At 66.6% G+C, this 18,064-nt stretch carries 31 protein-coding genes; 28 read left to right on the forward strand and 3 right to left on the reverse strand.

All coding sequences use genetic code 11. The features are described from left to right. Position 1: 1 nt before the first annotated feature. Both IE185_RS16340 and IE185_RS16345 read right to left on the reverse strand, forming a co-directional pair. Positions 2 to 589 carry a Uma2 family endonuclease gene (locus IE185_RS16340; protein ID WP_138899454.1) on the reverse strand — a complete coding sequence of 196 codons (588 nt, stop codon included), beginning with the start codon at positions 587 to 589 and terminating at the stop codon, positions 2 to 4. A gap of 50 nt (positions 590 to 639) precedes the next feature. Continuing rightward, complete coding sequence (locus IE185_RS16345; protein ID WP_189715398.1) at positions 640 to 1,590, reverse strand: helix-turn-helix domain-containing protein; 951 nt, start codon at positions 1,588 to 1,590, stop codon at positions 640 to 642. A 437-nt stretch (positions 1,591 to 2,027) separates the two neighbouring features. Between IE185_RS16345 and IE185_RS16350 the strand changes: the two genes are divergently transcribed. Together IE185_RS16350 and IE185_RS16355 are read left to right on the forward strand one after the other, a co-directional pair. Continuing rightward, positions 2,028 to 2,897 carry a helix-turn-helix domain-containing protein gene (locus tag IE185_RS16350; protein WP_138894193.1) on the forward strand — a complete coding sequence of 290 codons (870 nt, stop codon included), beginning with the start codon at positions 2,028 to 2,030 and terminating at the stop codon, positions 2,895 to 2,897. Next, positions 2,894 to 3,097, forward strand: a complete 204-nt coding sequence (locus IE185_RS16355; protein WP_138894194.1) for a DUF397 domain-containing protein — start codon at positions 2,894 to 2,896, stop codon at positions 3,095 to 3,097. Before IE185_RS16350 ends, IE185_RS16355 begins: the two co-directional genes overlap by 4 nt. A gap of 58 nt (positions 3,098 to 3,155) precedes the next feature. On the opposite strand, the gene IE185_RS16360 is transcribed toward IE185_RS16355, so the two are convergent. Next, positions 3,156 to 4,043 (reverse strand): hypothetical protein, encoded by an 888-nt coding sequence (locus tag IE185_RS16360; protein ID WP_138894195.1) that lies wholly within the window; start codon positions 4,041 to 4,043, stop codon positions 3,156 to 3,158. A gap of 516 nt (positions 4,044 to 4,559) precedes the next feature. Between IE185_RS16360 and rpsJ the strand changes: the two genes are divergently transcribed. The 26 genes from rpsJ (at position 4,560) to rpmJ (ending at position 17,970) form a co-directional block, all read left to right on the forward strand. Further along, positions 4,560 to 4,868: a 30S ribosomal protein S10 gene (gene rpsJ, locus IE185_RS16365; RefSeq protein WP_003948644.1), complete on the forward strand. Its 309-nt coding sequence runs from the start codon at positions 4,560 to 4,562 to the stop codon at positions 4,866 to 4,868. Positions 4,869 to 4,879: 11 nt separating this feature from the next. Continuing rightward, entirely contained in the window at positions 4,880 to 5,524 is a 645-nt protein-coding gene (gene rplC, locus IE185_RS16370) for a 50S ribosomal protein L3 (RefSeq protein ID WP_069927448.1), read from the forward strand. A 7-nt stretch (positions 5,525 to 5,531) separates the two neighbouring features. After that, a complete protein-coding gene (rplD, locus tag IE185_RS16375) occupies positions 5,532 to 6,185 on the forward strand; it encodes a 50S ribosomal protein L4 (RefSeq protein ID WP_138894196.1) in 654 nt (217 codons plus the stop codon). Then, positions 6,185 to 6,508, forward strand: a complete 324-nt coding sequence (gene rplW / locus IE185_RS16380) for a 50S ribosomal protein L23 (protein ID WP_138894197.1) — start codon at positions 6,185 to 6,187, stop codon at positions 6,506 to 6,508. Before rplD ends, rplW begins: the two co-directional genes overlap by 1 nt. Before the next feature lie 39 nt (positions 6,509 to 6,547). Beyond that, positions 6,548 to 7,384, forward strand: coding sequence for a 50S ribosomal protein L2 (gene rplB, locus IE185_RS16385; protein WP_069927446.1), 837 nt, complete (start codon positions 6,548 to 6,550; stop codon positions 7,382 to 7,384). 12 nt (positions 7,385 to 7,396) lie between these two features. Continuing rightward, positions 7,397 to 7,678 (forward strand): 30S ribosomal protein S19, encoded by a 282-nt coding sequence (gene rpsS, locus IE185_RS16390; protein ID WP_138894198.1) that lies wholly within the window; start codon positions 7,397 to 7,399, stop codon positions 7,676 to 7,678. Between the two features lie 41 nt (positions 7,679 to 7,719). Next, on the forward strand, positions 7,720 to 8,067 hold the full coding sequence (rplV, locus tag IE185_RS16395; protein WP_069927445.1) for a 50S ribosomal protein L22: 348 nt from the start codon (positions 7,720 to 7,722) through the stop codon (positions 8,065 to 8,067). Next, the gene (gene rpsC, locus IE185_RS16400) at positions 8,067 to 8,912 is read left to right on the forward strand and encodes a 30S ribosomal protein S3 (protein WP_028812371.1); all 846 of its coding nucleotides are present in this window, start codon (positions 8,067 to 8,069) and stop codon (positions 8,910 to 8,912) included. Before rplV ends, rpsC begins: the two co-directional genes overlap by 1 nt. Before the next feature lie 5 nt (positions 8,913 to 8,917). Next, positions 8,918 to 9,337 carry a 50S ribosomal protein L16 gene (gene rplP, locus IE185_RS16405; protein ID WP_028812370.1) on the forward strand — a complete coding sequence of 140 codons (420 nt, stop codon included), beginning with the start codon at positions 8,918 to 8,920 and terminating at the stop codon, positions 9,335 to 9,337. Then, positions 9,337 to 9,561, forward strand: a complete 225-nt coding sequence (gene rpmC / locus IE185_RS16410; protein WP_138894199.1) for a 50S ribosomal protein L29 — start codon at positions 9,337 to 9,339, stop codon at positions 9,559 to 9,561. The genes rplP and rpmC overlap by 1 nt, the downstream gene beginning before the upstream one ends. Then, on the forward strand, positions 9,561 to 9,845 hold the full coding sequence (rpsQ, locus tag IE185_RS16415) for a 30S ribosomal protein S17 (RefSeq protein WP_138894200.1): 285 nt from the start codon (positions 9,561 to 9,563) through the stop codon (positions 9,843 to 9,845). Before rpmC ends, rpsQ begins: the two co-directional genes overlap by 1 nt. A gap of 96 nt (positions 9,846 to 9,941) precedes the next feature. Then, positions 9,942 to 10,310, forward strand: coding sequence for a 50S ribosomal protein L14 (gene rplN / locus IE185_RS16420; protein ID WP_003966950.1), 369 nt, complete (start codon positions 9,942 to 9,944; stop codon positions 10,308 to 10,310). Between the two features lie 2 nt (positions 10,311 to 10,312). Then, on the forward strand, positions 10,313 to 10,636 hold the full coding sequence (rplX, locus tag IE185_RS16425; protein ID WP_028812367.1) for a 50S ribosomal protein L24: 324 nt from the start codon (positions 10,313 to 10,315) through the stop codon (positions 10,634 to 10,636). Continuing rightward, complete coding sequence (gene rplE / locus IE185_RS16430) at positions 10,636 to 11,193, forward strand: 50S ribosomal protein L5 (protein WP_028812366.1); 558 nt, start codon at positions 10,636 to 10,638, stop codon at positions 11,191 to 11,193. The genes rplX and rplE overlap by 1 nt, the downstream gene beginning before the upstream one ends. 2 nt (positions 11,194 to 11,195) lie before the next feature. After that, a complete protein-coding gene (locus tag IE185_RS16435; RefSeq protein WP_004571834.1) occupies positions 11,196 to 11,381 on the forward strand; it encodes a type Z 30S ribosomal protein S14 in 186 nt (61 codons plus the stop codon). A gap of 222 nt (positions 11,382 to 11,603) precedes the next feature. Further along, entirely contained in the window at positions 11,604 to 12,002 is a 399-nt protein-coding gene (gene rpsH, locus IE185_RS16440; protein WP_028812365.1) for a 30S ribosomal protein S8, read from the forward strand. A 21-nt stretch (positions 12,003 to 12,023) separates the two neighbouring features. Continuing rightward, on the forward strand, positions 12,024 to 12,563 hold the full coding sequence (gene rplF / locus IE185_RS16445; protein WP_138894201.1) for a 50S ribosomal protein L6: 540 nt from the start codon (positions 12,024 to 12,026) through the stop codon (positions 12,561 to 12,563). Positions 12,564 to 12,566: 3 nt separating this feature from the next. Then, positions 12,567 to 12,950: a 50S ribosomal protein L18 gene (gene rplR / locus IE185_RS16450; protein ID WP_028812363.1), complete on the forward strand. Its 384-nt coding sequence runs from the start codon at positions 12,567 to 12,569 to the stop codon at positions 12,948 to 12,950. Between the two features lie 46 nt (positions 12,951 to 12,996). Next, positions 12,997 to 13,599 carry a 30S ribosomal protein S5 gene (rpsE, locus tag IE185_RS16455; RefSeq protein ID WP_028812362.1) on the forward strand — a complete coding sequence of 201 codons (603 nt, stop codon included), beginning with the start codon at positions 12,997 to 12,999 and terminating at the stop codon, positions 13,597 to 13,599. After that, positions 13,599 to 13,781 (forward strand): 50S ribosomal protein L30, encoded by a 183-nt coding sequence (rpmD, locus tag IE185_RS16460; protein WP_028812361.1) that lies wholly within the window; start codon positions 13,599 to 13,601, stop codon positions 13,779 to 13,781. Before rpsE ends, rpmD begins: the two co-directional genes overlap by 1 nt. A 1-nt stretch (position 13,782) precedes the next feature. Further along, positions 13,783 to 14,238, forward strand: a complete 456-nt coding sequence (rplO, locus tag IE185_RS16465; RefSeq protein WP_138894202.1) for a 50S ribosomal protein L15 — start codon at positions 13,783 to 13,785, stop codon at positions 14,236 to 14,238. Positions 14,239 to 14,485: 247 nt separating this feature from the next. Continuing rightward, a complete protein-coding gene (gene secY / locus IE185_RS16470) occupies positions 14,486 to 15,799 on the forward strand; it encodes a preprotein translocase subunit SecY (RefSeq protein ID WP_138894203.1) in 1,314 nt (437 codons plus the stop codon). Then, complete coding sequence (locus IE185_RS16475; protein WP_138894204.1) at positions 15,799 to 16,461, forward strand: adenylate kinase; 663 nt, start codon at positions 15,799 to 15,801, stop codon at positions 16,459 to 16,461. Before secY ends, IE185_RS16475 begins: the two co-directional genes overlap by 1 nt. A gap of 126 nt (positions 16,462 to 16,587) precedes the next feature. Further along, positions 16,588 to 17,424 (forward strand): type I methionyl aminopeptidase, encoded by an 837-nt coding sequence (gene map / locus IE185_RS16480; protein WP_138894205.1) that lies wholly within the window; start codon positions 16,588 to 16,590, stop codon positions 17,422 to 17,424. Positions 17,425 to 17,573: 149 nt separating this feature from the next. Then, on the forward strand, positions 17,574 to 17,795 hold the full coding sequence (infA, locus tag IE185_RS16485) for a translation initiation factor IF-1 (protein ID WP_003956442.1): 222 nt from the start codon (positions 17,574 to 17,576) through the stop codon (positions 17,793 to 17,795). Positions 17,796 to 17,856: 61 nt separating this feature from the next. Continuing rightward, on the forward strand, positions 17,857 to 17,970 hold the full coding sequence (gene rpmJ, locus IE185_RS16490) for a 50S ribosomal protein L36 (protein ID WP_003956441.1): 114 nt from the start codon (positions 17,857 to 17,859) through the stop codon (positions 17,968 to 17,970). The last annotated feature ends 94 nt before the right edge of the window (positions 17,971 to 18,064 follow it).

The following is an 18,064-nucleotide window of genomic DNA, read 5'->3' on the forward strand; positions in this document are numbered from 1 at the left end:
GCTACGGGTAGCGGGGCAGCTGCTCCGTCGAGATCGTCCACGCGCCGATGGTGACGTCCTCGCCGTACACGAAGTCCTTCCGGGTCGCGTAGCGGGGGCCGTCCGGCGTGGAGTGGATGTCGGAGAGCACCGCGCCCGATCCGGTACGCGGATCGAAGATCGCGTACACGGGAATGCCCAGCAAGGGGTAGTCCCGCATCTTGCTCACCCAGTCGTTGTCCGGATTGGACCGTGACACGACCTCGACGGCGGCGACGAGCGTACGGGGATCGAAGGACCCCTCACCCTCCATGTCCGCCTCGGCGATCACCATCACGTCGGGATGCCGCATGATGCCCTCGGCCGCCTCCTCCACGTCCGGCGTTCCCGTGTGGGCCACGAGCTCCTCCGGCAGGACCTTCTCCAGGCGCCTGCGCACGCGCAGCGTGGTGAGCTCGTGCGGCTTCGCGGGCGACATCATGTCGTGGACGATCCCTTCCTTGGTGATCTCGAACTTGCCGGGAAGGGTGTCGTCCATGGACTGAACGAACTCCCGCATCACCTGGTACAGGTGGCCGTCTCGCCGTGCGTCGTCCGGGGCGATGGTCATGGCGCTCGCTCCTCGTCTGTGCCCAGGGGTAAGGGGTCGTCACCGTCATGCTAGGCGGCCTCTGGAAGGCCCGGCCGGCAGTCGCGGCAGCGGCCCGGTTCGGGCGCGCGGAAGGCCCGGTCACAGTCCTCGCAGGTCTGGAACGGGTCCGGCCGTACCATCTTCGGCGCGGGCGGCAGGGGCGGCGGCATGAGCGCGGTGAGCCGGTGGGCGAGCAGGGCCGCGAGGTGGATTGGCTGCTCGGGGAGGTTCGCGGCCAGGGTGGCGCGTACGGCGTCGGGGGTGGCCCCGCGCTCCAGCCAGGCGGCGACGGCGGGCGCCAGCCGGTGCACGTCCCGCTCGGCGAGCAGCACGCGCGGGTCGTCCCGGCGCAGGTCCGCGAGCAGCGTGGCGGCGACGCGGTGGCGCGCCGGGTCCTTGGTGCGGGGCTGGGGGAGGGGCGGCGGGACGCGGCGGGGCTGGGGCGCGGGGTCCGGTGCGGGCGGCGCTTCGGGGGCTGGTGCGGGCGGCACAACGGGTTCCGGTACGGACGCCGGTGCCGCCTCCGCCGGGACCGGGTGTACGTCGGCGGGGGCGGGCCGGGGCGCGGGCCGCCGCCGCTCGGGCATCGGCGCGCGGGCGGGGCGGCTCGGCTCCGGCTGGTTGTACGACACCGTGCGGGTGACGATCCGGCCGTTCGGCAGCCGCTCCCGGGTGCGTTCCAGGTAGCCGTGCGCCTCCAGCTCGCGCAGGGCGGCGGCGATGCGCGCCTCGCTCTCCGGGAAGCGGTCCGCCAGGCACTTGATGCCGATACGGGCCCCGGCGGGCAGTGACTGGATGTGTGCGGCGAGCCCGATCGCGACGAGCGTCAGTTCGCGGTGCTGGGTGAGGTGGTTGCCGACGACGGTGTAGCGGCTGGTGTGCCGGGTGTTGGCGTGCACGACGCCGGAACCGGAACGGGCGGTGGCCCGGGGAACGCCGGACGAGGCGCGCGAGGGCGCGCTAAGGTGCTGAACATCCATCGGGAAGGTGCTTCTTCCTCGTTGGTCAGGCCCTCGTTCGGGATGCCAGTCCCGGCCGGGGGCCGTCGCATGTCTGGGGTTGTCGCGGCGAGCATATGCCCCCCAACCATGCGCAGAGCCAGCCCAGTTGGCGAACGCCACCCGTGTGGGTGACGGGGAGGCTGGTGGGGTTGGGAGGGGTATTTGCTCCCGGGGATTGAAAGTCCTTGATGTCGTGCCGCACCGCGACACGGCTCACCGGATCGCGGCACACCGCGACCCGGCGAGGGGGTGCCGTGAGGGTGAATTCCTGGTTCGCCTCACTCGGCGTGGCCGGATGCGTTTACGCCGCTCAGCGATGACGCCTGCGCGGACAGTGACCGTCCGGCTGCTTCCGGATCATGTCCGACCTGTACTTCGTCAGGCGCGGGTGAGTGCGTCGGAAGCGGGTGTCTCGCATGGGCGGCGGCCGTACGGACTACACGGCGGACGGCGCGGACGGCCCCGGCTGGGACCCCGGCCTGGAGGACGACTCGACGGCCGTGCTCAAGGCGGTGAGCCGCCAGCTCAAGCTGTGGCGCGAGGCGGCGGGGCTGCGGCAGGCGGAGTTCGGCGCGGTCATCGGATACAGCGAGGACCTGGTCTCGGCGGTGGAACGCGGCCGGCGCATCCCGCAGCCGGAGTACCTGGACCGCGCGGACGAGGCCCTGGGCGCGGGCGGCAGGATCTCCGCGATGAAGAAGGACGTGGAGGAGGCCAGGTACCCGAAGAAGGTCCGTGACCTGGCCAAGCTGGAGGCGGAAGCGGTCGAGCTGGGCGCGTACGTGAACACCGTGGTGCACGGGTTGTTGCAGACAGAGGATTACGCGCGAGCACTTTTCGGCCAGCGGCACCCTGCCTATGCGGAGGACGAACTCGAGCGGCTTGTGGCGGCTCGTATGGCCCGGCAGTCGCTCTTTGAGCGGCGGCCCGCGCCACTATTGACCGTCGTCCAGGAAGAAACGACTCTCCGAAGGCCGATCGGCGGCAGAATGGTGCTGCGCCAGCAGCTGGAACATCTGTTGGCCATAGGGGAGTTGAGGACGGTCAAGATTCAGGTGATGCCGACATCCTCCGAGGAGCATGCTGGCCTGGCGGGCTCGCTTCAGCTCTGGAAGCTGAGGGGCGGCGCCACGCTGGGGCACGACGAGATCCAGCTCACCAGCCGGGTGATCGCCGATCCGAAGGAGCTCCAGGTCCTCGAAATGCGCTACTGCATGATCCGGGCCCAGGCCCTCACGCCCCGCGAGTCGCTGGGCTACATCGAGAAAGTGCGGGACGAGACATGACTCTCAAGCCCTCCGGAAGCGCCTCCGCGCTGGAGTGGACCAAGAGCAGTTACAGCACGAACGACGGCCCCAACTGTGTCGAGGTCGCCACCGGCTGCGGCACCGTCCACGTCCGCGACTCCAAGAGTGTGCACGGCCCGCAGCTCGGCTTCGCTCCCGGCTCATGGGCCGACTTCCTGGCGTACGCCTCCACGCGCTGACGACCGAGCCCCCGCCCGCAGCACGCGGGACAGGGGCTCGGACTGCTTCAGGAGCCCGTCACTCCTCGGCGAACAGCTCCTCCGCCGAGGTGGCGGTGATGGCCCGGTCGAACCAGACGCCGAGCGTGTCGAGGTCGGTGCAGGCGGTGATGCGGTCGCGGGCTACTTCGGGGACCAGGATCCCGCGCTTGGTCAGCAGCAGGATGATGTCCTCGGCCCGGCCCTCGGCCCGGCCCTCGGCCCGGCCCTCGCCACGCAGGCGCTGCGCGGTCTCCGAGCGGAAGAAGGAGAGGTCGACGGCCATCAGGTCCCTCCAGATCTGAGCTGCCGGGGCAGTGCCCAGGCCTTGTTCGGTGAGTTCGATGAAGATGCTCGCGGTGTCTTCGTCCACGGTTTTCAAGGCGGCGGCCAGCGCTCTCAGTATGGCACCGGCATCGGGGTCCTTCCCGTGCGTGATAGCGGAGAACGCGGCGAGGGGAATGTCGCCGGCGGCCGTGACGGGATCCTTGACCGCCGGCACGTTGTGCGGGCCGAGGACCAGGGGGCGCAGGGTCAGAGCGGGCCACTGCGGCGGGCCGATGTCGACCGGTGCCGAGGCCCACGCCGCAGTGTTCTTGTCCTGGCATACGACGAGGAGTACCGCCGGGACGCCGTACTTGGCGTTGAGGTGAGCCAGGTAGTAAGCCCAGCTGGCAGGCTTGGCGAGGTCCTTCTTGCCCTGCGCCTCGACGGCCAGCAGGAAGCTGCTGTCCGCTTCGGCGGTGTCGAAGCGCAGGAGCGTGTCCACACGGCGTTCCAGTGGACTGTTCTCGGTGAGGTCGGTGGGGAGCAGGGAAACGGCGACGGGGTCGTCGAAAGGAAGCCCGAGCGTCCGGAAGGTGCGGGTGAAAACGCCCGGAGCCTCCTGGAAGATCCGGTGCATCGCCTCGTGTGAAGAACTGACCATGGCATATGACGCTATGGACGCACCGGCCCTCGTTCGGCCGAATAGGGGGTGTTCACCCGCACGGGTGGGACGGTGCGGCGCGCCCGGGCTGCGGTTCGGTTTGACCTACGTCACGTACGGGGTAATCTCTTGCGCCCGATTGGCGCGGGCTGTGCCCCGTATGGCAGACTGTCGGGGTTGCTCGGTTGAGTGCCGATGCTGCGCGCCTCCCGTCGGGAGGACCGGAAGCGAGTCCCACAGTACTCGTCGCCCTAACTGCCCCTCCGGGCAGCGCTGGGGCGGACGTACGGGAATCTTTCGGGAAGCGTCAGCGGGGCTGAGACCAGGCGCCCGGTGGGTGTTTCTCCCCCGGACCAGCGGTCGCGGACCGCATCCCCTGCTTCAGGGAAAACCTTCGGGATTTCGTACTGGCGAGGATGCGACACGCCCGACCGCGTGGGTCGGAGGAGAGCGGTGCTGACAAAGACAGCCCCCGGGTCCCAGAGCGTTTCGAGAGAACAGGACTACTAGGTAGCCATGGCGGGACAGAAGATCCGCATCCGGCTCAAGGCCTACGACCACGAGGTCATCGACTCTTCGGCGAAGAAGATCGTCGAGACGGTGACTCGCACTGGTGCGTCGGTCGCGGGCCCGGTGCCGCTGCCCACAGAGAAGAACGTGTACTGCGTCATCAAGTCGCCGCACAAGTACAAGGATTCTCGCGAGCACTTCGAGATGCGCACGCACAAGCGCCTCATCGACATCCTCGACCCCACCCCCAAGACCGTTGACTCGCTGATGCGCCTGGACCTTCCGGCCGGCGTTGACATCGAGATCAAGCTCTGAGGGGCGCGGAGATGGCTAAGCAGATTAAGGGAATCCTGGGCGAGAAGCTCGGCATGACCCAGGTCTGGGACGAGAACAACCGGGTTGTCCCGGTGACCGTCGTCAAGGCCGGGCCGAATGTCGTGACCCAGGTCCGCACGAACGACACCGACGGCTACGAGTCGGTCCAGATCGCCTTCGGCGAGATCGACCCTCGCAAGGTGAACAAGCCCCTCAAGGGCCACTTCGCCAAGGCCGACGTGACCCCGCGCCGCCACCTGGTGGAGCTCCGTACCTCCGACGCCAGCGAGTACACGCTCGGCCAGGAGATCACTGCCGAGGTGTTCGAGTCCGGCGTCAAGGTCGACGTCACGGGCAAGAGCAAGGGCAAGGGCTTCGCCGGTGTCATGAAGCGTCACAACTTCGCCGGTGGCAAGGCTTCCCACGGTGCCCACCGCGTGCACCGCAAGCCCGGTTCCATCGGTGGCTGTGCCACCCCCGGCCGTGTCTTCAAGGGCATGCGCATGGCGGGTCGTATGGGCAACGAGCGGGTCACCACCCAGAACCTGACCGTCCACGCCGTTGACGCCGAGAAGGGCCTGCTGCTCATCAAGGGCGCCGTCCCCGGCCCCAACGGTGGCCTCGTCCTGGTCCGCACCGCGGCCAAGGGGGTTTGAGGAACCGATGAGCACCATTGACATCCTTACGCCGGCAGGCGACAAGGCCGGGACCGTCGACCTCCCCGCGGAGATCTTCGACGCCAAGGTCAGCATTCCGCTGATCCACCAGGTCGTTGTCGCACAGCTGGCCGCTGCCCGTCAGGGCACGCACAAGACCAAGCGTCGCGGCGAAGTCCGTGGTGGCGGCAGGAAGCCCTACCGCCAGAAGGGCACCGGCCGCGCCCGTCAGGGTTCGACCCGCGCCCCGCAGTTCGCCGGCGGTGGCGTCGTCCACGGCCCGCAGCCGCGTGACTACTCGCAGCGCACGCCCAAGAAGATGAAGGCCGCCGCTCTGCGTGGCGCCCTCACCGACCGGGCTCGCAACGCTCGCATCCACGTCGTCTCCGGCGTGGTCGAGGGTGCGGTTTCCACGAAGGCCGCGAAGTCCCTGCTGGGCAAGGTCAGCGAGCGCAAGCACGTGCTCCTGGTCGCCGAGCGTTCGGACGAGGCCGCGTGGCTGTCCGCCCGCAACCTGCCCCAGGTGCACCTCCTGGAGCCGGGCCAGCTGAACACGTACGACGTGCTCGTCTCTGACGACGTGGTCTTCACCAAGGCCGCTTTCGAGTCTTTCGTGTCTGGCCCCACCAAGGCCGATGAGACCGAAGGGAGCGACGTCTGATGGCTGAGGCGACCGTAACCAGCAAGACCTTCACGGACCCGCGCGACGTACTCGTCAAGCCGGTTGTTTCCGAGAAGAGCTACGCGCTGCTCGACGAGAACAAGTACACGTTCATCGTCGCGCCCGGCTCCAACAAGACCCAGATCAAGCAGGCCGTCCAGGCGGTCTTCGGGGTCAAGGTCACCGGGGTCAACACGATCAACCGGCAGGGTAAGCGCAAGCGCACCAAGACCGGCTTCGGCAAGCGCTCCGACACGAAGCGCGCCATCGTGACCCTCGCCGAGGGCGACCGTATCGACATCTTCGGCGGCCCGACCTCCTGACGGAGGTCGAGTCGTCCGGAATCGGACGAGGACTGAGAAATGGGAATCCGCAAGTACAAGCCGACGACGCCGGGCCGCCGTGGCTCCTCCGTCGCCGACTTTGTCGAGATCACGCGGTCCACGCCGGAGAAGTCGCTGGTCCGCCCCCTGCACAGCAAGGGCGGCCGTAACAACGCCGGTCGGATCACCGTTCGCCACCAGGGTGGCGGACACAAGCGCGCCTACCGCGTGATCGACTTCCGTCGTCACGACAAGGACGGCGTGCCGGCGAAGGTCGCTCACATCGAGTACGACCCGAACCGCACCGCGCGCATCGCGCTGCTGCACTACGCAGACGGCGAGAAGCGCTACATCATCGCACCGCGTGGGCTCACGCAGGGTGACCGGATTGAGAACGGCCCTGGCGCCGACATCAAGCCCGGCAACAACCTGGCGCTGCGCAACATCCCGGTCGGTACGACCATCCACGCCATCGAGCTGCGGCCCGGCGGCGGCGCGAAGTTCGCCCGTTCCGCGGGTGCCTCCGTGCAGCTGCTGGCGAAGGAGGGCACGATGGCCCACCTTCGTATGCCGTCCGGTGAGATCCGGCTGGTCGACGCCCGCTGCCGCGCCACCATCGGCGAGGTCGGCAACGCCGAGCAGTCGAACATCAACTGGGGCAAGGCCGGCCGCATGCGCTGGAAGGGCGTCCGCCCGACCGTTCGTGGTGTCGCGATGAACCCCGTTGACCACCCGCACGGTGGTGGTGAGGGCAAGACTTCCGGTGGTCGTCACCCGGTCAGCCCGTGGGGTCAGAAGGAAGGTCGTACTCGCTCGCCGAAGAAGGCATCGAGCAAGTACATCGTCCGCCGCCGCAAGTCGAACAAGAAGCGCTAGGAGCGGGTTTAGATGCCGCGCAGTCTCAAGAAGGGGCCCTTCGTCGACGGACACCTCGTAAAGAAGGTGGACGTCCAGAACGAAGCTGGCACCAAGAACGTCATCAAGACCTGGTCCCGGCGCTCGATGATCATTCCCAGCATGCTGGGTCACACCATCGCGGTGCACAACGGCAAGATTCACGTCCCGGTGTTCGTCACCGAGTCGATGGTCGGCCACAAGCTCGGCGAGTTTGCGCCGACCCGCACCTTCCGCGGCCACGTCAAGGACGACCGCAAGTCGAAGCGCCGCTAAGGCGGGGTGCGATGACTATGAACGACACCGAAGGGACAACCATGGAAGCCAGGGCCCAGGCGCGGTACATCCGCGTCACGCCCATGAAGGCCCGCCGCGTGGTGGACCTTATCCGTGGCATGGATGCCACGGAGGCTCAGGCGGTCCTGCGTTTCGCCGCGCAGGCCGCGAGCGTGCCGGTAGGCAAGGTGCTTGACAGCGCCATTGCCAACGCTGCGCACAACTACGACCACACGGACGCCTCCTCGCTGGTCATCAGCGAGGCGTACGTCGACGAGGGCCCGACCCTGAAGCGGTTCCGTCCGCGTGCTCAGGGCCGTGCCTACCGGATCCGCAAGCGGACCAGCCACATCACCGTGGTCGTCAGCAGCAAGGAAGGTTCCCGGTAATGGGCCAGAAGGTAAACCCGCACGGGTTCCGGCTCGGCATCACCACGGACTTCAAGTCCCGTTGGTACGCCGACAAGCTGTACAAGGACTACGTCAAGGAAGACGTCGCCATCCGTCGGATGATGACGTCCGGCATGGAGCGCGCCGGCATCTCGAAGGTGGAGATCGAGCGCACCCGTGACCGCGTGCGTGTGGACATCCACACCGCTCGTCCGGGCATCGTCATCGGCCGCCGTGGCGCCGAGGCCGACCGCATCCGCGGCGACCTCGAGAAGCTCACGGGCAAGCAGGTCCAGCTGAACATCCTCGAGGTCAAGAACCCCGAGATGGACGCTCAGCTGGTCGCTCAGGCCGTTGCCGAGCAGCTCTCCTCCCGCGTCTCCTTCCGTCGCGCCATGCGCAAGAGCATGCAGGGCACGATGAAGGCCGGCGCCAAGGGCATCAAGATCCAGTGTGGTGGCCGTCTCGGCGGCGCCGAGATGTCCCGGTCCGAGTTCTACCGCGAGGGCCGTGTGCCGCTGCACACGCTGCGCGCGAACGTGGACTACGGCTTCTTCGAGGCCAAGACGACCTTCGGCCGTATCGGCGTGAAGGTCTGGATCTACAAGGGCGACGTCAAGAACATCGCCGAGGTCCGTGCCGAGAACGCCGCGGCCCGTGCGGGTAACCGCCCGGCCCGTGGTGGCGGCGCGGCCGACCGTCCGGCCGGTGGCCGTGGCGGTCGTGGTGGCGAGCGTGGCGGCCGCGGCCGCAAGCCGCAGCAGGGCGCACCGGCAGCAGAGGCCCCCAAGGCCGACGCTCCCGCCGCCGCTGCTCCGGCTGAGAGCACCGGAACGGAGGCCTGACCGAAATGCTGATCCCTCGTAGGGTCAAGCACCGCAAGCAGCACCACCCCAAGCGCCGCGGTATGGCGAAGGGTGGCACTGAGGTCGCATTCGGCGAGTACGGCATCCAGGCGCTGACCCCGGCCTACGTGACGAACCGCCAGATCGAGGCTGCTCGTATCGCGATGACCCGCCACATCAAGCGTGGCGGCAAGGTCTGGATCAACATCTACCCGGACCGTCCGCTGACGAAGAAGCCCGCCGAGACCCGCATGGGTTCCGGTAAGGGTTCTCCCGAGTGGTGGATCGCGAACGTGCACCCGGGCCGGGTCATGTTCGAGCTGTCCTACCCGAACGAGAAGATTGCTCGTGAGGCGCTCACCCGCGCTGCTCACAAGCTTCCGATGAAGTGCCGGATTGTTCGGCGCGAGGCAGGTGAGTCGTGATGGTGGCCGGTACGAAGGCGACTGAGCTGCGCGAGCTGAACGACGAGGACCTCGTCGCCAAGCTCCGTGAGGCCAAGGAAGAACTGTTCAACCTCCGCTTCCAGGCGGCGACCGGACAGCTCGAGAACCACGGCCGGCTCAAGTCCGTCCGTAAGGACATCGCCCGGATCTACACCCTGATGCGTGAGCGCGAGCTGGGCATCGAGACGGTGGAGAGCGCCTGATGAGCGAGAAGAATGTGACTGAGACGACTGAGCAGCGCGGTTTCCGCAAGACCCGTGAGGGTCTCGTCGTCAGCGACAAGATGGACAAGACCGTCGTCGTCGCTGTCGAGGACCGCGTCAAGCACGCCCTGTACGGCAAGGTCATCCGCCGTACGAACAAGCTCAAGGCTCACGACGAGTCCAACGCCGCAGGCGTCGGCGACCGCGTTGTCATCATGGAGACGCGTCCGCTGTCGGCGAGCAAGCGCTGGCGCATCGTCGAGATCCTCGAGAAGGCCAAGTAAATCCTTAGAAGGGTTTCCTTCTAAGTAGTTCCGCCAGGCTCGGCAGGGGCGCCCAGGCGTCCCTGCCGGGAACCGGCAGACGATCAGGAGATAGACGTGATCCAGCAGGAGTCGCGACTGCGTGTCGCCGACAACACGGGTGCGAAGGAAATTCTCACCATCCGTGTTCTCGGTGGCTCGGGTCGCCGCTACGCGGGCATCGGCGACGTCATCGTCGCCACCGTCAAGGACGCGATCCCCGGCGGCAACGTGAAGAAGGGTGACGTCGTCAAGGCGGTCATCGTTCGCACCGTCAAGGAGCGCCGCCGCCAGGACGGCTCGTACATCCGCTTCGACGAGAACGCCGCTGTCATTCTCAAGAACGACGGCGACCCTCGTGGCACCCGTATCTTCGGCCCGGTGGGCCGTGAGCTGCGCGAGAAGAAGTTCATGAAGATCATCTCGCTCGCGCCGGAGGTGCTGTAAGCATGAAGATCAAGAAGGGCGACCTGGTTCAGGTCATCACCGGTAAGGACAAGGGCAAGCAGGGCAAGGTCATCGTGGCCTTCCCCCGCGAGAACCGCGTCCTCGTCGAGGGTGTCAACCGGGTCAAGAAGCACACCAAGGCCGGTCAGACCGCTCGCGGTTCGCAGACCGGTGGCATCGTGACGACCGAGGCCCCGGTCCACGTCAGCAACGTGCAGCTGGTTGTTGAGAAGGACGGCAAGAAGGTCGTTACTCGCGTCGGCTACCGCTTTGACGACGAGGGCAACAAGATCCGCGTTGCCAAGCGGACTGGTGAGGACATCTGATGACTACCACCACCGCGCCGCGTCTGAAGCTGCGCTACCGCGAGGAGATCGCGGGCAAGCTGCGTGAAGAGTTCTCGTACGAGAACGTCATGCAGATCCCCGGTCTCGTCAAGATCGTGGTCAACATGGGTGTGGGCGACGCCGCCCGCGACTCCAAGCTGATCGACGGCGCCATCCGCGACCTCACCACGATCACCGGCCAGAAGCCGGCCGTCACCAAGGCCCGGAAGTCCATCGCGCAGTTCAAGCTGCGCGAGGGTCAGCCGATCGGCTGCCACGTCACCCTCCGCGGTGACCGCATGTGGGAGTTCCTGGACCGTACGCTGTCGCTCGCGCTGCCGCGTATCCGTGACTTCCGTGGTCTGTCGCCGAAGCAGTTCGACGGCCGTGGCAACTACACGTTCGGTCTCACGGAGCAGGTCATGTTCCACGAGATCGACCAGGACAAGATCGACCGGGTCCGGGGCATGGACATCACCGTGGTCACCACGGCGACCAACGACGACGAGGGTCGTGCCCTCCTTCGTCACCTCGGCTTCCCGTTCAAGGAGAACTGACCGTGGCGAAGAAGGCCCTGATCGCTAAGGCGGCCCGCAAGCCGAAGTTCGCTGTGCGCGCGTACACGCGTTGCCAGCGCTGCGGCCGGCCGCACTCCGTCTACCGCAAGTTCGGCCTGTGCCGCGTGTGCCTTCGTGAGATGGCTCACCGTGGCGAGCTGCCGGGCGTGACCAAGAGCTCCTGGTAGTCCAGTACTGCCCTTCGGGCGTACGGATTTCCAGAGGCTCTCGGTAAGTATCTGGTCGGCAGGAGCCCGACCCCGCATGCCGTAGGCTTGCGGGGTTGGGCGCCTGCCGCCCTGACCGACTTACTACGCCGTAGGTCCCCGCACCGCACCCGTCCCGCCACTGAGTGGGGAGAGGGATGGCGCATACAGGAAACCCCGGCGAGAGAGGCCGAAGGCCAATTCATGACCATGACTGATCCGATCGCGGACATGCTGACTCGTCTGCGTAACGCGAACTCGGCGTACCACGACACCGTGGCTATGCCGCACAGCAAGATCAAGTCGCACATCGCGGAGATCCTCCAGCAGGAGGGCTTCATCACCGGCTGGAAGGTCGAGGACGCCGAAGTCGGCAAGTCCCTCGTTCTCGAGCTGAAGTTCGGCCCGAACCGTGAGCGCTCCATTGCGGGCATCAAGCGGATCTCGAAGCCGGGTCTGCGCGTGTACGCGAAGTCCACCAACCTGCCGAAGGTCCTTGGCGGCCTGGGCGTGGCGATCATCTCCACGTCGCACGGTCTTCTGACCGGCCAGCAGGCAGGCAAGAAGGGCGTAGGTGGGGAAGTCCTCGCCTACGTCTGGTAGTCGGGAAAGGAAGGAAAGCTAATGTCGCGAATCGGCAAGCTCCCCATCCAGGTTCCCGCCGGTGTGGACGTCACCATCGATGGCCGCACGGTCGCGGTGAAGGGCCCCAAGGGTTCCCTCACGCACACCGTCGCCGCGCCGATCGAGGTCACCAAGGGTGAGGACGGCGTGCTCAGCGTCACCCGCCCGAACGACGAGCGTCAGAACAAGGCCCTCCACGGCCTGTCCCGCACGCTGGTGGCGAACATGATCACCGGCGTGACCACGGGTTACACCAAGGCGCTCGAGATCAGTGGTGTCGGTTACCGCGTCCAGGCGAAGGGCTCCAACCTGGAGTTCGCCCTGGGCTACAGCCACCCGATCGTCGTTGAGGCCCCCGAGGGCATCACCTTCAAGGTCGAGTCGCCCACGAAGCTCAGCGTCGAGGGCATCGACAAGCAGAAGGTCGGCGAGGTCGCCGCTAACATCCGCAAGCTGCGGAAGCCCGACCCGTACAAGGCCAAGGGCGTCAAGTACGCCGGCGAGGTTATCCGCCGCAAGGTTGGAAAGGCGGGTAAGTAAGCCATGGCATACGGTGTAAAGATCGCCAAGGGTGACGCGTACAAGCGCGCTGCCATCAAGCGCCGCCACATCCGCGTCCGCAAGCACGTCTCCGGTACGCCGGAGCGTCCTCGCCTGGTCGTGACGCGCTCCAACCGCAACATCGTTGCTCAGGTCATCGACGACATCGCGGGCCACACGCTCGCGTCGGCGTCGACCCTGGACGCCTCGATCCGCGGTGGCGAGGCCGACAAGAGCGCCCAGGCCCAGCAGGTCGGCGCGCTTGTCGCCGAGCGTGCCAAGGCTGCCGGCGTCGAGGCCGTCGTGTTCGACCGTGGTGGCAACAGGTACGCCGGGCGCATTGCCGCTCTGGCTGACGCCGCCCGCGAAGCCGGGCTGAAGTTCTAAGCCCCGGTTCCGGGACTAACGGACGTAACAGAGAGAGGTAAATCCAATGGCTGGACCCCAGCGCCGCGGAAGCGGTGCCGGTGGCGGCGAGCGGCGGGACCGGAAGGGTCGCGACGGTGGCGCTGCCGCCGAGAAGACCGCTTACGTTGAGCGCGTTGTCGCGATCAACCGTGTCGCCAAGGTTGTCAAGGGTGGTCGCCGCTTCAGCTTCACCGCGCTGGTCGTGGTGGGCGACGGTGACGGCACTGTAGGCGTCGGATACGGCAAGGCCAAGGAAGTTCCCGCGGCCATTGCCAAGGGCGTTGAAGAGGCCAAGAAGAGCTTCTTCAAGGTTCCGCGCATCCAGGGCACCATCCCTCACCCGATTCAGGGCGAGAAGGCTGCGGGCGTCGTCCTGCTCAAGCCGGCCTCCCCCGGTACCGGCGTTATCGCCGGTGGCCCGGTGCGTGCCGTGCTCGAGTGCGCCGGCGTTCACGACATCCTGTCGAAGTCGCTCGGCTCGTCGAACCCCATCAACATCGTCCACGCGACTGTGACGGCCCTCAAGGGTCTGCAGCGTCCCGAGGAGATCGCGGCTCGCCGTGGTCTGCCCCTCGAGGACGTGGCCCCCGCGGCCCTGCTCCGTGCGCGTGCGGGAGCGGGTGCGTAATGGCCCGTCTCCAGATCACGCAGACGAAGTCGTACATCGGCAGCAAGCAGAACCACCGCGACACCCTGCGTTCGCTCGGGCTCAAGCGCCTGAACGACGTGGTTGTCAAGGAGGACCGCCCCGAGTTCCGCGGAATGGTTCACACCGTCCGCCACCTCGTGACGGTTGAGGAGGTCGACTGACATGGCGGAGAACAACCCGCTGAAGGTCCACAACCTCCGGCCCGCCCCGGGCGCCAAGACCGCCAAGACCCGTGTGGGTCGTGGTGAGGCGTCCAAGGGTAAGACCGCAGGTCGTGGTACCAAGGGCACCAAGGCCCGTTACCAGGTTCCGGAGCGCTTCGAGGGCGGGCAGATGCCCCTCCACATGCGTCTCCCGAAGCTCAAGGGCTTCAAGAACCCGTTCCGCACCGAGTACCAGGTCGTGAACCTGGACAAGCTCGCCGAGCTCTACCCGCAGGGTGGAGAGGTCACGGTGGCCGACCTGGTCGCCAAGGGTGCGGTGCGTAAGAACCAGCTCGTCAAGGTGCTCGGCGCCGGCGAGGTCTCCGTGGCGCTGACGGTGACGGTTGACGCCGCTTCCGCCTCCGCCAAGGAGAAGATCGCTGCCGCTGGCGGCACCGTCACCGAGCTCGTCTGAGAGACGAGCCCGATGGCTTGAACACCGACCGGGGATGCCTCCCAAAAGGGGCATCCCCGGTTGGTCGTTCCAAGGGGGGCATGGTCGCCGGTATGGTGGCGTGCACCGTTAACTTCCGTGCGGTGCGCCCGCACGGCTTTTGACTGCTTGTATTCGTGTACTAGTCGCAACTCGTTGTTCCGTCGGATTCGTCGATCCTCAATACCGTCACCTCTGACGCAGTAGCGCGGGGGTCGCAGGAGGCACCGTGCTCACCGCGTTCGCCCGGGCGTTCAAGACGCCCGACCTGCGCAAGAAGCTGCTCTTCACACTGGGCATCATCGTGCTGTACCGGCTCGGGGCCCATGTTCCGGTTCCCGGCGTCAACTACAAGAACGTTCAGACCTGTGTCGACCAGGCGCAGACTGGCGGGCTCTTCGGGCTCGTCAACCTGTTCAGCGGTGGCGCCCTGCTGCAGATCACGATCTTCGCGCTCGGCATCATGCCGTACATCACGGCGAGCATCATCCTGCAGCTGCTGACCGTGGTCATCCCGCGACTGGAGGCCCTCAAGAAGGAGGGGCAGTCCGGTACGGCCAAGATCACGCAGTACACGCGTTACCTGACGGTCGCGCTGGCCGTGCTGCAGGGCACCGGCCTGGTGGCCACCGCCCGCAACGGCGCGATCTTCCAGGGCTGCCCGGTCGCCGGCCAGATCGTCCCCGACAAGTCCATCTTCGTGACGATCACCATGGTGATCACGATGACCGCGGGCACCGCGGCCGTCATGTGGCTCGGTGAGCTCGTCACCGACCGCGGCATCGGCAACGGCATGTCGATCCTGATGTTCATCTCGATCGCCGCCGGCTTCCCGGGCGCGCTGTGGGCCATCAAGAAGCAGGGCGATCTCGCGAACGGCTGGATCGAGTTCGGTGTGGTGATCCTGGTCGGCTTCGCCATGGTGGGGCTCGTGGTCTTCGTCGAGCAGGCGCAGCGCAGGATCCCCGTCCAGTACGCGAAGCGCATGATCGGCCGCAAGTCCTACGGCGGTACGTCCACGTACATCCCGCTCAAGGTGAACCAGGCCGGTGTGATCCCGGTCATCTTCGCCTCGTCCCTGCTCTACATCCCCATGCTGATCGTCCAGTTCAGCGGTGGCGGGGCAAGTTCCGGCTGGGGCACGTGGATTCAGGCGAACTTCGTGGATGGCAAGCCCATCTACATCGCCACGTACTTCCTGTTGATCGTGTTCTTCGCCTTCTTCTATGTGGCGATCTCGTTCAACCCCGAGGAAGTCGCCGACAACATGAAGAAGTATGGTGGCTTCATCCCGGGTATCCGGGCAGGTCGGCCTACCGCCGAGTACCTGAGCTACGTGCTCAACCGGATCACGTGGCCGGGCTCGCTGTATCTGGGTCTGATCGCTCTTGTGCCGACGATGGCGTTGGCGGGCTTCGGCGCGAACGCGGACTTCCCCTTCGGTGGAACAAGCATCCTGATCATCGTGGGTGTGGGTCTGGAGACCGTGAAGCAGATCGAGAGCCAGCTCCAGCAGCGCAATTACGAAGGGTTCCTCCGCTGATGCGAATCGTCCTCGTCGGGCCGCCCGGTGCGGGCAAGGGAACGCAGGCCGCGTTCCTTGCCAAGAACCTGAAGATCCCGCACATCTCCACGGGCGACCTCTTCCGCGCCAACATCAGCCAGGGCACGGAGCTGGGCAAGCAGGCGAAGGCGTTCATGGACGCCGGCAACCTGGTACCGGACGAGGTCACCATCGGGATGGCCAAGGACCGCATGTCCAAGCCCGACGCCGAGGGCGGGTTCCTGCTGGACGGCTTCCCGCGGAACGTCTCGCAGGCCGTGGCGCTCGACGAGTGGCTGAAGGCCGAGGGGCAGCAGCTCGACGGCGTGCTGGACCTGGAAGTACCCGAGGACGAGGTCGTCAAGCGCATCGCGGGCCGCCGTACCTGCCGCAACGACTCCAGCCACGTCTTCCACGTGACGTACAGCCCGCCCGAGCAGGACGGCGTCTGCGACGTCTGCGGCGGCGAGCTGTACCAGCGCGGCGACGACACCGAGGAAACGGTGCGCCGCCGGCTGGAGGTCTACCACAGCGAGACGGAGCCGATCATCGACCACTACAAGGCTCAGGGCCTGGTGGTCACCATCTCCGCGCTGGGCAAGGTCGACGAAGTGACCAGGCGCGCGATGGAAGCCCTGAAGAAGTCCTCCCCCGAGGGCTGATCGAGCGAGCAGTACGACGGTTGCGGCCGCGGTGTCCGAGAGGCGCCGCGGCCGTACTGTTGAGCGCGGAAGCGCGTGGTACGCAGTACGTGGTACGTAGTGACAGCGAAGGTGGAAGGCACACACATGGTGGAGATCAAGACCCCCGGGCAGATCGCGAAGATGCGCGAGGCGGGGCTGGTCGTCGCCGCCGTCCACGCGGCCACGCGTGAGGCGGCCGTTCCGGGCGCCACCACCAGGGATCTGGACGAGGTGTCCCGCAAGGTGCTCGCCGAGCACGGCGCGAAGTCGAACTTCCTCGGGTACGGCGGCTTCCCCGCCACCATCTGCACCTCGGTCAACGAGGTCGTCGTCCACGGCATCCCGGACGAGAAGACGGTCCTGAAGGACGGCGACATCATCTCGATCGACGCGGGCGCGATCGTCGACGGCTGGCACGGCGACGCCGCGTACACCGCCTTCGTCGGCACCGGGCACGCGCCCGAGCTGATCGAGCTCTCCCGGGTGACCGAGGAGTCGATGTGGGCCGGCCTGGCCGCGATGAAGCTGGGCAACCGGCTGGTCGACATCTCCAAGGCGATCGAGTCGTACATCCGCCGCCAGCCGCGTCCGGCCACCGGCAAGTACGGGATCATCGAGGACTACGGCGGCCACGGCATCGGCTCCGAGATGCACATGGACCCGCACCTGCTGAACTACGTCACGCGCAAGCGCGGCAAGGGCCCGAAGCTGGTCCCCGGCTTCTGCCTGGCGATCGAGCCGATGGTGAGCCTCGGTACGGCGCAGACGGACGTCCTGGAGGACAACTGGACCGTCGTCACCACCGACGGCACCTGGTCCTCGCACTGGGAGCACTCCGTGGCGCTGACGGAGGAGGGACCGCTGGTCCTGACCGCCGTCGACGGCGGCAAGGCGAAGCTGGCGGAGTACGGGATCACCGCGGCCCCCGATCCGCTGGGCTGAACGGCGTAATGATCTTGACTGTTGGGCACACTTGCCGGATTCGTCTTTTCCGGGCGCCTGACGTACACTGACTAGTCGGCTCGCGTGTGCCCGTATGCCTGCATACGGGTGCGTAAGTCGATCAAGGTAGCCGATTCGAAGGGCGAAGCGTGGCCAAGAAGCAAGGTGCCATCGAAATCGAGGGCACCGTGATCGAGTCCCTCCCGAACGCAATGTTCAAGGTGGAACTTCAGAACGGTCACAAAGTCCTAGCGCACATCAGCGGCAAGATGCGTATGCACTACATCCGCATCCTCCCGGATGACCGGGTCGTGGTGGAGCTGTCTCCGTACGACCTGACGCGTGGCCGGATCGTCTACCGGTACAAGTAGATCTTGCCCGCGCCCCGTGTCTCACGGGGTGGTGGCACTGACCCGGAGAACCTCACATCCCATGAAGGTCAAGCCGAGCGTCAAGAAGATCTGCGACAAGTGCAAGGTGATCCGCCGTCACGGCCGGGTCATGGTCATCTGCGACAACCTGCGCCACAAGCAGCGCCAGGGCTGACGCACGACCCCCTGCATCTCGCAGAACTTCGCGCGACGCACGTAAATACGTACATACGCAGAACCCAGCACCCGAGGGTGCTGACACCTCCGGC

The organism is Streptomyces chryseus (genome assembly GCF_014650755.1).
Lineage (GTDB): Bacteria > Actinomycetota > Actinomycetes > Streptomycetales > Streptomycetaceae > Streptomyces > Streptomyces chryseus.

Excerpts from the sequence above, each read along its gene's own strand:
- rplP (WP_028812370.1), top strand. The coding sequence starts at position 8,918 with ATGCTGATCCCTCGTAGGGTCAAGCACCGCAAGCAGCACCACCCCAAG.
- IE185_RS16345 (WP_189715398.1), bottom strand. The coding sequence starts at position 1,590 with ATGGATGTTCAGCACCTTAGCGCGCCCTCGCGCGCCTCGTCCGGCGTT.
- rplW (WP_138894197.1), top strand. The coding sequence starts at position 6,185 with ATGGCTGAGGCGACCGTAACCAGCAAGACCTTCACGGACCCGCGCGAC.
- rplC (WP_069927448.1), top strand. The coding sequence starts at position 4,880 with ATGGCTAAGCAGATTAAGGGAATCCTGGGCGAGAAGCTCGGCATGACC.
- rplO (WP_138894202.1), top strand. The coding sequence starts at position 13,783 with ATGGCGGAGAACAACCCGCTGAAGGTCCACAACCTCCGGCCCGCCCCG.
- rpsE (WP_028812362.1), top strand. The coding sequence starts at position 12,997 with ATGGCTGGACCCCAGCGCCGCGGAAGCGGTGCCGGTGGCGGCGAGCGG.
- IE185_RS16475 (WP_138894204.1), top strand. The coding sequence starts at position 15,799 with ATGCGAATCGTCCTCGTCGGGCCGCCCGGTGCGGGCAAGGGAACGCAG.
- rpsH (WP_028812365.1), top strand. The coding sequence starts at position 11,604 with ATGACCATGACTGATCCGATCGCGGACATGCTGACTCGTCTGCGTAAC.
- map (WP_138894205.1), top strand. The coding sequence starts at position 16,588 with ATGGTGGAGATCAAGACCCCCGGGCAGATCGCGAAGATGCGCGAGGCG.
- rpsS (WP_138894198.1), top strand. The coding sequence starts at position 7,397 with ATGCCGCGCAGTCTCAAGAAGGGGCCCTTCGTCGACGGACACCTCGTA.
- rplE (WP_028812366.1), top strand. The coding sequence starts at position 10,636 with ATGACTACCACCACCGCGCCGCGTCTGAAGCTGCGCTACCGCGAGGAG.
- rplF (WP_138894201.1), top strand. The coding sequence starts at position 12,024 with ATGTCGCGAATCGGCAAGCTCCCCATCCAGGTTCCCGCCGGTGTGGAC.
- rpmD (WP_028812361.1), top strand. The coding sequence starts at position 13,599 with ATGGCCCGTCTCCAGATCACGCAGACGAAGTCGTACATCGGCAGCAAG.
- rpsJ (WP_003948644.1), top strand. The coding sequence starts at position 4,560 with ATGGCGGGACAGAAGATCCGCATCCGGCTCAAGGCCTACGACCACGAG.
- rplB (WP_069927446.1), top strand. The coding sequence starts at position 6,548 with ATGGGAATCCGCAAGTACAAGCCGACGACGCCGGGCCGCCGTGGCTCC.
- rpsQ (WP_138894200.1), top strand. The coding sequence starts at position 9,561 with ATGAGCGAGAAGAATGTGACTGAGACGACTGAGCAGCGCGGTTTCCGC.
- rplD (WP_138894196.1), top strand. The coding sequence starts at position 5,532 with ATGAGCACCATTGACATCCTTACGCCGGCAGGCGACAAGGCCGGGACC.
- IE185_RS16350 (WP_138894193.1), top strand. The coding sequence starts at position 2,028 with ATGGGCGGCGGCCGTACGGACTACACGGCGGACGGCGCGGACGGCCCC.
- IE185_RS16360 (WP_138894195.1), bottom strand. The coding sequence starts at position 4,043 with ATGGTCAGTTCTTCACACGAGGCGATGCACCGGATCTTCCAGGAGGCT.
- rplV (WP_069927445.1), top strand. The coding sequence starts at position 7,720 with ATGGAAGCCAGGGCCCAGGCGCGGTACATCCGCGTCACGCCCATGAAG.
- rpsC (WP_028812371.1), top strand. The coding sequence starts at position 8,067 with ATGGGCCAGAAGGTAAACCCGCACGGGTTCCGGCTCGGCATCACCACG.
- IE185_RS16355 (WP_138894194.1), top strand. The coding sequence starts at position 2,894 with ATGACTCTCAAGCCCTCCGGAAGCGCCTCCGCGCTGGAGTGGACCAAG.
- IE185_RS16340 (WP_138899454.1), bottom strand. The coding sequence starts at position 589 with ATGACCATCGCCCCGGACGACGCACGGCGAGACGGCCACCTGTACCAG.
- rpmJ (WP_003956441.1), top strand. The coding sequence starts at position 17,857 with ATGAAGGTCAAGCCGAGCGTCAAGAAGATCTGCGACAAGTGCAAGGTG.
- rplR (WP_028812363.1), top strand. The coding sequence starts at position 12,567 with ATGGCATACGGTGTAAAGATCGCCAAGGGTGACGCGTACAAGCGCGCT.
- rplX (WP_028812367.1), top strand. The coding sequence starts at position 10,313 with ATGAAGATCAAGAAGGGCGACCTGGTTCAGGTCATCACCGGTAAGGAC.
- rpmC (WP_138894199.1), top strand. The coding sequence starts at position 9,337 with ATGGTGGCCGGTACGAAGGCGACTGAGCTGCGCGAGCTGAACGACGAG.